General features: G+C 40.6%; 10 protein-coding genes and 1 tRNA gene. 6 read left to right on the top strand and 5 right to left on the bottom strand.

All coding sequences use genetic code 11. From position 1 onward, the window contains the following. Positions 1 to 78: 78 nt before the first annotated feature. Positions 79 to 747 carry a heme exporter protein CcmB gene (gene ccmB / locus A1QC_RS12025; protein ID WP_017025786.1) on the bottom strand — a complete coding sequence of 223 codons (669 nt, stop codon included), beginning with the start codon at positions 745 to 747 and terminating at the stop codon, positions 79 to 81. Continuing rightward, positions 748 to 1,368 (bottom strand): cytochrome c biogenesis heme-transporting ATPase CcmA, encoded by a 621-nt coding sequence (gene ccmA, locus A1QC_RS12020; protein WP_017025785.1) that lies wholly within the window; start codon positions 1,366 to 1,368, stop codon positions 748 to 750. Positions 1,369 to 1,725: 357 nt separating this feature from the next. On the opposite strand from ccmA, the gene A1QC_RS12015 reads away from it, so the two are divergent. Together A1QC_RS12015 and phrB are read left to right on the top strand one after the other, a co-directional pair. Further along, positions 1,726 to 2,676, top strand: a complete 951-nt coding sequence (locus tag A1QC_RS12015; RefSeq protein WP_017025784.1) for a YbgA family protein — start codon at positions 1,726 to 1,728, stop codon at positions 2,674 to 2,676. A gap of 79 nt (positions 2,677 to 2,755) precedes the next feature. Next, positions 2,756 to 4,153: a deoxyribodipyrimidine photo-lyase gene (phrB, locus tag A1QC_RS12010; protein ID WP_017025783.1), complete on the top strand. Its 1,398-nt coding sequence runs from the start codon at positions 2,756 to 2,758 to the stop codon at positions 4,151 to 4,153. Between the two features lie 123 nt (positions 4,154 to 4,276). On the opposite strand, the gene A1QC_RS12005 is transcribed toward phrB, so the two are convergent. Continuing rightward, on the bottom strand, positions 4,277 to 5,563 hold the full coding sequence (locus A1QC_RS12005) for a DUF2254 domain-containing protein (protein ID WP_017025782.1): 1,287 nt from the start codon (positions 5,561 to 5,563) through the stop codon (positions 4,277 to 4,279). A 306-nt stretch (positions 5,564 to 5,869) separates the two neighbouring features. Between A1QC_RS12005 and A1QC_RS12000 the strand changes: the two genes are divergently transcribed. Beyond that, a tRNA-Arg gene (locus A1QC_RS12000) sits at positions 5,870 to 5,945 on the top strand. A 41-nt stretch (positions 5,946 to 5,986) separates the two neighbouring features. Here A1QC_RS12000 and A1QC_RS11995 read toward each other — a convergent pair. Both A1QC_RS11995 and A1QC_RS11990 read right to left on the bottom strand, forming a co-directional pair. Next, positions 5,987 to 7,444, bottom strand: a complete 1,458-nt coding sequence (locus A1QC_RS11995) for a diguanylate cyclase (RefSeq protein ID WP_017025781.1) — start codon at positions 7,442 to 7,444, stop codon at positions 5,987 to 5,989. Positions 7,445 to 7,649: 205 nt separating this feature from the next. Beyond that, positions 7,650 to 9,515, bottom strand: coding sequence for an ABC transporter ATP-binding protein (locus A1QC_RS11990; protein WP_017025780.1), 1,866 nt, complete (start codon positions 9,513 to 9,515; stop codon positions 7,650 to 7,652). 288 nt (positions 9,516 to 9,803) lie between these two features. On the opposite strand from A1QC_RS11990, the gene A1QC_RS11985 reads away from it, so the two are divergent. The 3 genes from A1QC_RS11985 to A1QC_RS11975 all read left to right on the top strand — a co-directional run bounded on the left by A1QC_RS11985 (position 9,804) and on the right by A1QC_RS11975 (position 13,858). Next, positions 9,804 to 11,903: a TonB-dependent siderophore receptor gene (locus A1QC_RS11985; RefSeq protein WP_026025905.1), complete on the top strand. Its 2,100-nt coding sequence runs from the start codon at positions 9,804 to 9,806 to the stop codon at positions 11,901 to 11,903. Positions 11,904 to 11,979: 76 nt separating this feature from the next. Continuing rightward, entirely contained in the window at positions 11,980 to 12,750 is a 771-nt protein-coding gene (locus A1QC_RS11980; protein ID WP_017025778.1) for an ABC transporter ATP-binding protein, read from the top strand. Positions 12,751 to 12,934: 184 nt separating this feature from the next. Continuing rightward, positions 12,935 to 13,858: an ABC transporter substrate-binding protein gene (locus A1QC_RS11975; RefSeq protein ID WP_017025777.1), complete on the top strand. Its 924-nt coding sequence runs from the start codon at positions 12,935 to 12,937 to the stop codon at positions 13,856 to 13,858. The last annotated feature ends 51 nt before the right edge of the window (positions 13,859 to 13,909 follow it).

The raw sequence follows: 13,909 nt of genomic DNA, 5'->3' as shown, positions 1-13,909 counted from the left end.
ACTTTTTTATGCGGCCCTAGTGACAATCCAGAGCTCACTTTATTATTTTAATAATTTGATACTGTTAAACGGATAACGTTAATTCACACTGATTCTCAACGAAGCACTGATAGCAAAAGGCGTTAAAGTTGCTGCGCCAAGTAACATTGCGCCTAAAATAGCTAATTGACCACTGTAGGCAAACCCACTGGTCGCCGCTTCGATAGCGGACGTCGCAAAAATCAAAACTGGGATATATAAAGGTAAAACCAATAGGCTTAGCAACACTCCACCTTTTTGCAAACCGACTGTCAGCCCCACCCCAATTGCGCCAATAAAACTTAATGTAGGCGTCCCTAGTAGCAAAGTTACCACGACCGCCAACCAAGTGTTGAAATCTAATGAAAGCAATACCGCAAGCAATGGGCTGATTAAAATCAAAGGCAACCCTGTTAACAACCAATGCGCGATTACTTTTGACATCACCACTAAAGGTAAAGGGATCGGTAATAACATTAATTGCTCTAACGCGCCGTCATGAAAATCATCACGGAACAAACGCTCTAACGATAACAGAGCCGAAAGCAATGCCGCTACCCAAATAATGCCAGCTGCAATACGTGCTAACAAATTAGGCTCAGGGCCAATACTCAAAGGAAACAAGGTAATAACGATGATAAAAAACCATAACGGATTAAAAATATCCGCTTGGCGACGGTAAGCAATCAAAAGCTCTCGGCGAATAATCTCGACCATATTAGCAACCATTTACTCACCTAACCGAATGGTTTTTAACGTGACAACATCGGTAAACATATCTTGGTGAGTAGTAAACAAAATCATGCCACCTTGATTGGTGTGTTCAATAAACAATGCTTCGATCACTTTAATTCCCTGTTTATCTATTGCAGTCAAAGGTTCATCTAAAATCCACAATGGGTGCTTACTTAGCCATAAACGGGCTAAGGCAACCCGACGCTGTTGGCCTGCCGACAACTTCCCTGCTGGGATATCTTCTTTGCCAGCTAAACCCACTTTTGCCAACGCAAGCCAAATATCATCTTCAGTAACGCCCTTTGAACCATTCATTTTTTGATAAAACGATAAATTCTCAAACGCTGTCAGTTCTTTTTTCACCCCAGTCTGATGGCCGATAAAGAGTAAATCTTCATGGAATGCATCACGATCTTTATGGGTATCAACCCCTTTCCATAATATCTTGCCTGACTCGCAATCCCCTAACCCCGTGATAATTCGCAACATTGTTGTTTTACCAGAACCGTTACGACCTTCCACTTGTATAAGATCGCCAGGACTAACTGAAAATGCTATCGATTGAAACAATTCTTTCTCATCACGAATCGCAGTTAAATCACGGACTTCTAGCATTGCTTATCAACTATAGTTAAAGGGAAAATGCTGTCTATGTTATCACAACAGACAAGACTCGAAAGCCTAAGGATGCAAACCGTTTACGAGATGTACGCATAATCACAAAAAAAGGAAAAATTACCTAACCATTTGAATAAAAAAACATCAACCTAGCAATTCAAACACTCATTTAGATGAATGAACAATATAAAAGTTCAAACCAATCATCATATCCTAGTGGTCAAATCATAGAATCTAACTACATCAAGCACCCATAACCCACAAGAGGTATACTTTACTCTAATCAATGTTTTAATGATTTAAGTCAAACGGCTTGTTATATCGAAAAGTAATACACGATAGAAAGGGGATAAAATGAAGTTACCAGAGCACAAACCATCTATTGGCATCAGCGCTTGTGTTGCAGGACAACAAGTCCGATTTGATAAAGGACATAAGAAGTCTGATTTTTGTATGACTCACCTAGCTCCGTTTGTTGAATATCAACCTTTTTGTCCTGAAGTCGCCATTGGGCTGCCCATTCCTAGACCAACGATACGCCAAGTACAATTAGACGATGGCATTCATGTTAGTCGACCAGACGGTAATGGCGATGTAACACACAAGCTAACCGAATATGGTCAAAAAACAGCGCAAAACATTGAGCACTTAAGCGGCTTTATCTTTTGTCAAAAAAGCCCAAGTTGCGGTATGGAGCGAGTAAAGGTTTATCAAGCGGATGGAAAAGGCAGCATGCCTTCTGGTACTGGGCTTTTTGCCAAACAAATCATGGAAATGAATCCGAACCTACCTTGTGAAGAAAATGGTCGGTTATGCGATCCTGCGTTACGTGAAAACTTTATGATCCGAGTTTTTACTTATCGTCATTGGCAAGACTTATTGAGTTCTGGATTAACGAAACACAAATTAATTCAATTTCATAGCGCAAGAAAATATTTGCTCATGAGCCATCATTTAATCAGCTATAAAGAAACGGGCAGAATATTGGCAAGAGCCGATCTTAGCGTTGAAGACATGGCTCAACAATACATCAGCATAATGATGGCAGGGTTAAAGCATGTGGCAACACACAAAACCCACACTAACACATTACAGCACTTACAAGGTTACTTTAAGAAGGTATTAACCAAAGAACAAAAACAAGAATTGTCTGGACACATCGATGATTTCCGTCAAGGATTAGTGCCTTTGGTTGTCCCTTTAACTTTAATTAATCATTACTTAAAAGAATTTCCTCAACAATATCTTGCCGCTCAAGTGTACCTTTCACCTTACCCGCAAGAACTGAAGCTTCGTTATATTTAGCTTAGAATGATGTGATGGGGACCACCTCATCGCAATTTATAATGACTAAAACAACACTATTACTCATAGAAAGGTATTTATGAATCTCATCTGGTTTCGCAATGATTTGCGCATCGACGATAACCCAGCCCTCCAAGCAGCAATGGACACTAACCAACCTTGCCAAGCCATATTCATTTCAACACCCCAACAATGGCAACATCATAACCTTGCCCCCATCAAAATTGACTTCATTGAACGTCATCTGAACTTATTGGGTGAGCAGTTAGGGAAAATGGGTATTGCGTTATTTCATCTAGAAAGTACGGATTTCAAAGCACAGTCTCAATGCTTACTAGAATACTGCCAACAGCATAGCATCGACCAAGTTTTTGCTAATCAAGAAGTCGAACTCAATGAGCAAGTACGTGATCATGCGCTTAGTGAACAAGACATTGATATTCTTTTTTTTGAATCGGATGTTATTGTTACTAAAGGCTCGGTATTAAATGGTCAAGGTGAAATGTACAAAGTCTTCACTCCATTCAAAAAAGCATGGGCAGCACACTTACAACGCACTTATCAAGCACCACTGTCATCAGTATTTACCAGCAACACTTCATTATCTAGATCGGTTCAAAATATCGCTATTTCTTTTAATGCCCCAAAGCAAGATTCAAGTAAATGGCCATTAGCCAATGTCGTTCTACAACAAGTCGTACCCGATTTTATGCAGCATAAATTAAACAATTACCATCACGACCGAGATTTCCCTGCCATAAAAGGCACATCTGGGCTTTCACCTTATCTTGCTATTGGTGCAATCAGTCCTAAACGGATACTGTCGGAATTATTGCATCAACACCCACAAGCCTTAGAGGCTATCTCACAACCTGAAGGCAGTTGGCTTAATGAATTAGCGTGGCGTGATTTTTACCGTCACTTATTGCATCATTTCCCTGATCTCAATAAGCATAGAAATTTCAATGCCAAATACAATGGATTAAGTTGGCTGAACTCACCTAAACTTCTCCATGCTTGGCAACAAGGAAAAACAGGGTATCCAATCGTTGATGCAGCAATGAGGCAATTAATACAAACGGGCTGGATGCATAATCGATTGCGTATGATTGTGGCGAGTTTTTTAACTAAGCACTGCTTAGTGGATTGGCGTCTGGGTGAGAAATTCTTCATGCAACATCTTATTGATGGTGATTTAAGCGCGAACAATGGAGGATGGCAGTGGGCTGCTGGCACTGGCTGTGATGCTCAACCATATTTTCGAATTTTCAATCCCATTACCCAAAGTGAAAAATATGATCCAGATGGAAGCTTTATTCGTAAATACTTACCCGAACTCGACAATGTCCCGTTAAAACATCTGCATTTTCCTCACGACTATTTAAAGCAAAACCATATTGAGAGTTATTGGCCAGCAGTTGTCGATCATGCAACGGCAAGGCAGCAGGCTTTGAGTTTTTATAAAACAGGAATCTAAATTAGTCATAACCGTGCATTGAACATTTATCTGCGGTTATAACATTTTGATATGGCCAACAAAGCGGCAACAACTACATACTAGGCATCATTATTTTCAAATAAGAAATAGATTGTCATTGCTTTAAATTTTATCGGTGCCAGCAAACAAACTAACATCCCTGACTGCCAATACATCTTCAGGTAAATCCAACGCCAATTGACTTCGCTTTAACGACATTTGTGCATGATGTTTTGCTGATTGTTTCATGCGCTCATCTCCTAGCAAATGCAAAGCAACCAGTGACTTTTGTAAATGCGTCACAACCTCCAAGCAAGCCGCTCCATCACGCGCAATTGGGGTAAAGGCATCATTAAACATATCTTCAATTTTAACTTCTGGAACTTGTACTCTATCGTAGCAAGAATCTTGTTCATCCTTTTCTTGAACAGGCTCTGACCAAGTTGCAAATAAGCGAACCATACTACCAATTACTTTAATCGCCGAACCTGGATCATTCACCGCAGGTGATAACGCTTTACTGGCAATTTCCGAGAGCACAACCAAACCAAATCTAGGGTCATCATCGAAAAGCCGGTCAGCACCAATTTGAAATGCCCCAATGACACCTTTGTAATCAAATTCTAATTCATCTTTATGCTGATCATTTAATATCACTCTCGCAATCTCTGTTCCCGGAGCGACAAAATCTCCAGGGAGTGTAACCAAGATCACATTCGCATCAAATTTTTCTGCCCATTGATGTAAACGACTAATATCAACATGTTGAATATAACCCACACTCGTCGCAACGACAGGTTCACCCTTACCTCGATCAATACACCGCGCACCAGAAAGATTAGGGGTATTACGCTGGCGAATAAGCGCATCCATCGCCACCTTTTCAACCCGATCAACCGTTGAGCCGATCCGCCCTAATCTCGCTAAACGATCCACCCAACGAATAAACGTTAAAATCACTAATGCAAATACAAACCCAGTCAAAATAAACAGTACAAAAAGGCCAGACACCCCAAAAAATTCATTTTTAACCGCAGTAAGCGCAACAATACTAAAGATAAATGAGCCAATAAAACGCGATAAAGCATTTTTAGACACATCATCAGAAACCACCAAAGTAAAAGCTCTAGGCGTCGCGGAGGTACTCGCCGATGCATATGCAGACACCATAGAACCAACTGAAAACGTCGCAATCACCAACATACTAGAAGCCATGATTTCAAGTAGTGTCACCAACGAATCTAAGCTAACAGGAAGAATAAATAGCTCTGTTTCAATGTGATCAGCTACTTTTGCTACAAAAACTGCGAAAATAGAGCAAATACACATCCATAGGGGTTTCACCCAAAGCTTATCTTTAAGGCGATTAAATAAGAATCGAATATGATCACGAGAAAAACTAACAGCCATACAAGCCTTCTTTTGAAGAAAAATACCAATAGTAAAACATAAATAATGGCTCCCTTATGAACAAAAGAACTCAACATATTTTTTATATCTCATCACTTAAGATTCATTGTAGGAATTATCAACAATTAAACAACCTATCTTAAAATGCAATGTAAAACTCCGGCTTGTTGCTTGGCTTATTCGATAAAAATCCGTATTATCCACGCAGATTAAAGTAAACCACCTAGTGTGTTCATACTTTGACTTATACCCAAAGTACTTTAAGTGGTGACTTTAAATAACCTAAGTAAACGCAACACCTTTTGTGTCCCCTTAGTTCAGCTGGATAGAACAAGGACCTCCTAAGTCTTAGACACAGGTTCGAATCCTGTAGGGGACGCCATTAGGCTAAAATACCACCTATCAATAATGGCTAACCAATTTCTAGCCCTTTTTCTCATACAGCAATTCATCAACTCTTTTATAAACTTGGTCGAAAGTCTCATTTGGTAACATTTGAGTTGTCGCACTGGTGATTGTAACCTCAACGTCCACAGAGTCTATAGAACGCTCCCGAACTTTTTTTTCTAAACGTGCTGCTATTTTATAAGCTGGCTCTAGAGGTAGATTAGGTAAAACAATGAAAAATTCATCACCACCCATACGTATACAATAGTCGTGACTACGTGTACATGTTGCTAAGCAGTCAGCTATGTGCAGTATTGCTTTATCTCCTACCTGATGACCATGGTTATCATTGATTTTCTTAAAGTTATTGGCATCAATAGCAATAATACAGACAGGATTATTTTGTTTATTTAACAAATCAATTTCTTGGATCACCTGCTCATCTAAAATTCGGCGATTATATAGGCCAGTCATCGAGTCATGCGTAAGCTGTTCTTTTAGTAGTAATTTTTCTTGTTTTTGTCGTTGAGATGATGACCAAACTAGATGGAAAATTATCGATAGCATGACCAACAAACATAATTCAGGAAACAGTTTTGTAGAAAAATAAAGAACATCATAATGTGCAACTAGTGTACCTAAATTTGGAACTTCATACTTATAATGAAATACATCCCAACTGTTATATCTCGCCTCGCTTACAGGAACAGAAATATCACCACCATTAAATACTAAATCTACTTGAATTGACTTTTTTAGATCTGGATAAAGCTGAATAATAGTTTTTAACTCATCAAGTTCAATATCAGTTCCAATATCAACAAATAGCTCACCTTGATAATAAACAGGAGTAATTACTGAAAATACTTTGCCGTCATCAAGTAAGTTTTGATAGGGCAAAGTAAAGAAAAAACCATATTGTTCAAGGTCTTTTGTATATTGTTCTTCTAATCCTTTACGGAACCGCTGAGGCTTAATCATTCCTTCTTTTATAAAATGTTCCCTATTTTCAAGTAGACGGATATTTGATAAGTAAACAAATTGATATTCATAGTTGACTACGAAATGATTGTGGAATTTATTCGCCTTACGGTAATTATTCCAAATTTTATCCATTGTCAAAAAACGATTACCATTTTCAACTAAAATTTCAGGTGGCTTGCCATAACCAATTAACATGCCATTAGCTGCCACATTTGGATAAACACCTTGATTGAAGCCATATTCATTACGTGAAGGAAAATAATGTAAATCTACATTCGAGAGCACACTCGGTGAGCTCTTAACTTTAGAGCCGTGCTCAATCATCACCTGAGCGTAGTTAGCATCGGAAACATTGTTATCACCAATTTGCTGTAAGGTAGATGCAAAAATATCAAAGACAGATTTCAAATAAGAACGAGATTTATTTACTTCATAGATAAAACTCATTGCTAAGATAGCAATAATCACAACTGCGTTGAGTAAAGCTCGTACGTAACATTTACCTAGCATATACAACCAACCTATACTTAAATGAGACGAGTTACCGACCTATTCGAGAACTTGAGAAAAAATAAGAGCGAGAGTATAGAGTAGTGACTTTTTAATTAATCTGCGCGAGCACGCAATAATTGAAAATTCAAAAAAACCACAAAAAAAGGCTTGCTATCGAAGTAACGAGCCTTTCATTTGATATCAATTTATCTAGAGCAATAAGTTACGATACTTTTGCATCCTCAAGTGAATCCGCTTCATCACTTCCTAAAAACCCGCCAGTTTGATGCGCCCAAAGTTGTGCATAAACCCCACCTTGTGCAATCAATTCTTGATGTGAACCTTGCTCCAGAATCTGACCTTTATCTAACACAATCAAGCGATCCATAGCCGCAATTGTCGACAAACGGTGCGCAATGGCAATAACCGTTTTACCTTCCATTAGTTCATACAGGCTTTCTTGAATCGCCGCTTCCACTTCTGAATCCAGTGCCGAGGTCGCTTCATCCATAATTAGGATTGGCGCATCTTTTAATAGCACACGAGAAATAGCGATACGTTGGCGCTGTCCACCAGAAAGCTTCACCCCACGCTCGCCCACTTGCGCATCGTAACCAACATTACCGAAAGTATCGGTTAAATCGGCAATGAACTCATGCGCGTGTGCTTGAGTGGTCGCAGCAAGTAATTCTGCTTCTGTGGCATCTGGGCGACCGTATAAAATATTCTCGCGAATACTGCGATGCAGCAATGAGGTGTCTTGAGTAATCATACCAATCTTTCCACGAAGTGAATCTTGCTTCACTTTAGAAATATCTTGGCCATCAATACGAATGGTGCCACTTTCTAAATCATAAAAACGTAACAGTAGGTTCACTAACGTCGATTTGCCCGCACCAGAACGCCCCACTAACCCGACTTTTTCACCAGGTTTAATGTTGAAATGCAAATCATCAATCACACCCTTATCTTTTTCACCATAGTGGAATTTTACATGGTCAAACTCAATGCCGCCGTTTTGTACTTCAAGCGCTGGTGCGTTATCCACATCTTGGGTTGTCACTGGTTTAGACAGGGTGTTCATACCATCGACAACGGTTCCTATATTTTCAAAGATGGCGCTAATTTCCCACATAATCCATTTAGACATGCCTTGAATACGCAATGCCAAACTAATCGCGACAGCAATTGCCCCAACCGTGATCATGCTATTCATCCACAAACCTATCGACAACGCCGCAACAGAGAAGAGCAATAAGTAGTTAAGCATATCAATACTAAATAAAAACACCGTCGCCATACGCATTTGCGCATACACGGTTTTCAAGAAAGATTGCATGCTTTTTTCAGCATATTCGGTTTCACGGTTAGTGTGTGAAAAGAGTTTGACTGTCGCTATGTTGGTATAACTATCAACAATTCGGCCCGTCATCAAAGAACGCGCATCGGCTTGTGCAGTCGCGATGCGTTTCATTTTTGGTACAAAGTAAACTTGAGTGAGCACATACGCCACCAACCAAATCACCATAGGAACCATTAACCACAGATCGGCTTGCGCCATGAGCACAAACATCGACACAAAATACACCGTAATATAAACCAACATATCGGCGAATTTCATTACCGTTTCACGGATAGCAAGCGAGGTTTGCATCACTTTAGTGGCAATTCGTCCTGCAAAGTCATCTTGATAAAAAGTCACACTTTGATTCAACAAATAACGGTGAGCAAGCCAACGAATCGACATCGGGAAGTTACCCAATAACGTCTGATGCATAATCATCGAATGCAGAAAACCAATGACTGGAATCACCACAATAATGACCAGCCCCATGCCGATAATACGTGAGCCTTCCGCGGCCCATAATGTTTCTGGAGTATGGGTAGAGAGCATGTCTACAATCGACCCCATAAAGCTCATCAAAGACACTTCAATAATAGCAATACCGGCACTAAGCAAAGACATGAAGAGAATTGGCAATAAAAAGTCGCGGCTATAGTGCATGCAAAATGCAAATAAAGTATTCGGGGGTGTTTCTACCTTATCTTTTGGAAAGGCGGAGGTTAAACCTTCAAAAAACTTGAACATAAAAAAGGGTTCCATTAAGAAAAGAGTGTGCTCAACGATATGATCTTTAAGAAAAACCATTATCTAATAAGGGGCCAACCTCATTATCACTAATGATTTCCAATTCACTGCGTGCATGATAAAGCCAAAAGGGAGCTTTGCCCACCCTCACTTGATTTTGATCATTGTAATTATAGTTTTATTAATAATTATCTAATTAGTTCTAGAAATCTGTTAAATAACACAATAAGATTACGAATGGTAACAATTATCAATAACAATTGTATTCACACTTATTGGAACTTATTCATGATAGCGCTCTCCCCTTTGTCTCAAGCTATAGCTAAGACGGTTCGACCGAGTATGGGTTTATCTTTACTTCTTTTTGCTTTACCTACTTTTGCTGAAGACAAACCTGAAAATGATCAACTCGATACCATCACGGTAACAGCTTCTGCCTTAAAAGTTGCAACACCATTGGCAGAAACGCCGCGCAGTGTGTCGGTGATTGATGAAGAACAACTTTCAATCCAGCAACCTAAAAAATTAGATGAAGCACTTCGCTATCAACCAGGCGTGCTGACTCAGCCTTATGGTTCAGATAATGATCAAGATTGGTTTAAAATTCGTGGCTTTGATGCAGCCACCTACCTTGATGGTAACCGCCTTTACAATGTTGGATATTACAATTGGACACTAGAGCCATTCGGCCTAGAGCAAGTTGAAGTATTGAAAGGTCCTTCTGCAATTTTATATGGTGAAGCCCCTCCTGGTGGCGTAATCAATGCCGTATCAAAACGCCCTGGTTACACAGAAGGTGGTATGTTGCAACTTCAAGCGGGGACGAATAATCAACAGCAAATAGGTATTGATGTCACCAGCTTTGTTGATGACGACGGGGATGTTCGCTTCCGCTTAGTTGGCATGATGAGTGAAAGAGATGGCATGCTTGACGACACATATACCGATCGTGTTTATCTTGCACCAAGCCTTGCTTGGGATATTAGCCCAGACACTTCCATCACCTTTTTAGCTTCCTATAAAAAAGATGATGGCGTACCCACGAACCCATTTAAACCCGCTTATGGCACACTTATCGATACACCTGAAGGTAAATTAGATCCAAGTACCAACCTTGGCGAACCTGGATACGATAAAAATGAAAACACTCAGCTGTCACTGGCTTATGAATTAGAGCATCATTTTAATGATGTTTGGCAATTCAAACAGAACACACGTTACGCCCATACTGATTTATTACTTCGCAGCACTTATGCTTTTGGCAGTGAAACAAGCGCCGATCTCGCTCGCGGCATCGTTTATCGTGACGGTACGACCGATTCATACAGTATGGACAACCAAGCCATTGCCAATTGGAGCACCGATCGTACAGAAAACACCTTCTTGTTTGGTGTCGATTTACAACACTACAATAACGACAGTATGGAAGCCGATGACTGGGGCGTAAATTACGGTGGAACGACTGGAAACATTAATGCCTTTGATCCTGTTTATGGTAATTATCAACCGATTGATGACCGAGCCACCCTTGTTGATATTACTAAAGGGCAAGCGGGTTTCTATGCGCAACAGCAAGTAAAATTAGATGATAAATGGATAATGAAAGTCGGTGGTCGCTATGACATCGTTCGTTTACAAAATGACAGTGGTTCGACTCAAGAAGACATTCATAATACCAATTTGGCTTTAAGTGGCGGCTTAATGTATCAGACTGATTTTGGTTTCACTCCATATATCAGTTATGACGAATCTTTCGAAGTTCTTGCATCAGTAGACGCAGCAACAGGTAAAGCTTATAAACCGCTTGAAGGTCAACAAACTGAAGCTGGTTTTAAATATGAGCCATCATTCATAAATGGCTATATCAATATGGCATGGTTTAATATCAATCAAAAAAATGGTCTTGTTTACGATCCGAGTACCGCGCAACAAACTCAAACTCAGGAACTCACTTCGCAAGGCGTAGAAATTGAAGGCGTAGCAAATGTTACCCAAGATCTTCTAGTGCGTGCAAACTATACCTATACAGATGCAAGATCAGATGACGGATTAGGTAACGAACAGCGTACTCCCTTGATCCCTCGTCACATGGCTTCAACATGGTTGGAATATGACTTTAGCCATTTAGGATTAGATAGCTTTATTATTGGTGCTGGTGCTCGTTATATGGGTAGCTCCGTTGGTCATACTTCAGATGGTGCAGGCACTTTACAAGTACCAAGTGTCACCTTGTTTGATGCCATGGCTCGTTATGACATCACTCAGAAATGGCGCGCACAAGTAAACGTTAATAACTTAACCAACAAAGAGTACGTTGCAAGCTGTGATTACTATTGCTATTACGGCGAAGAAATGAGCGCAACAGCAACCATTAATTATCTGTGGTAGAGATTTACCTTTAAAATCATAAGGGCTGAAAAGTACACCAGCCCTTAGTTTTTGTTTTAATGAATCAGAGACAAATATGTTCAAACTTAACCAAGTTCGAGTACATCGGGATAACCGTGATATTTTATCGATAGATGAATTAACCATTCCAACCAATGGCCTCACCATCGTACTCGGCCATAACGGCAGTGGTAAATCGACTTTGGTTAACCTCCTTTCTGGTCAAGCTGAAGCGGATTCAGGTTCAGTCACTCTAAATAACACAGAAATTACTCAGTTTTCGCAAAAACAACTCGCGCGAGAGATTGCTTTTTTGCCACAAAAACTGCCCGATGTGGCAGGGCTCACTGTACAAGAGTTGGTGCGTTTAGGTCGCTTTCCTTGGCGCGGTGTCTTTGGTCGTTGGCAACATAATGACGAGCAAATCATTAGCAAGGCAATGGAAAAAACCGGCGTTCAGCAATACGCCAACAACCTTGCCGACAAACTCTCTGGTGGAGAACGCCAACGTGCTTGGGTTGCCATGTTACTGGCGCAACAATCACCAGTATTAATTTTAGATGAGCCGACATCAGCGCTTGATATCCATCATCAATATCACCTAATGGACTTGCTACAAGCGCTCAACCAAGAGACAGGTTGTGGCGTTTTAGTGATCTTGCATGACCTTAATTTAGCGCTGCGCTACGCCACACATATCGTGGCACTAAAACAAGGCAAAATTGCCTTTAGCGGTAAAAAAGAATTATTACTGGATGAGCAACGATTAACCGAGCTCTATCACACCGACATTCAACTGCTCGATCACCCAAAACAACCCGAGCAGAAAATTGCGGTCGTGATTTAACCTTACTCGATTATCGACAGCTTATTTATCGAAAACTCGTTATTCGAAAAGCACACGCCAAAGGCCATGCCGCCATCCCGCACATGAGCCGAAGCGAAGAAGATGCAGGATCTCGCTTTCATATTAGTCACAGAAATTAAGCGTATTCGTTCTTATTTCTACATGATACTTAAAGGTTTTACCCATGAACAACATCATTCGCGCCATTGGTTCCATTTGGATTGCGCTATTATCACTGCCTTCTCAAGCGGCGATCACCGTCACCGACAGCCTTGGTCAACATCAATTGCCTGAAACGCCAAAACGTATTGTGGCGTTGAACTGGGATCTGGCTGAACAGTTGATCGAATTGGATGTCGTGCCGGTTGGTGTACCGAATATTAAAGATTATACCACTTGGGTGGTTCAACCGGCGATGCCAGCATCGGTGGAAGATTTAGGCACCCGCGCTGAGCCCAACATGGAAAAGCTAGCAGCATTAAAACCCGATCTTATTTTAGCGGCGTCACCACAAAAAGATTTGATCCCACGATTGCAAACTATTGCACCTGTCTTGTATTACCAAACTTACAATGCCGAGCAAAACAGTGCACAAGCAGCCATTGAAAATTTTAAACACATTGCACAAGTGGTTGGAAAAACGCCGCTTGCCGAGCAAAAACTCAATCAAATGCAGCAACGTTTTAGTGAATTAAAAGGTCAACTTGAAAGCGCATTCAACGGCAGCATGCCCAGCGTCGCCGCCATGCGTTTTGCCAATCAAACCACAGTGTATTTGTACGCACAAAACTCCACCACCGACTACGTGCTTCATCAATTAGGCTTAACCACAGCGCTGCCACAACCAGCCAAAGAATGGGGCATCGTACAAAAACGTCTCACCGATCTGCAACATGTGAAAGACGGCTACGTAATTTACTTTGGCCCATTTACTCAGCAGCAAAGTGAACAACTCAATAAGTCCATGTTATGGAACGCCATGCCATTTGTGCGCAATGGTCACGTCAACCAAGCGGATACCGTATGGAATTATGGCGGAGCGATGTCGATGGAATATATCGCCGAGTCGATAACGAAGAGTTTGTTAGAAATAAAACCTAAATCTTAACGTCAGGTTTAGTGTTTAAATCGTAACTAGAAAAACACGTTTCTCATTACT

It is taken from the genome of Vibrio rumoiensis 1S-45 (genome assembly GCF_000286955.2).
Taxonomy (GTDB): domain Bacteria; phylum Pseudomonadota; class Gammaproteobacteria; order Enterobacterales; family Vibrionaceae; genus Vibrio; species Vibrio rumoiensis_A.
The sequence above is the reverse complement of the archived record's forward strand: the minus strand, read 5'-3'. Positions and strand labels throughout refer to the sequence as shown.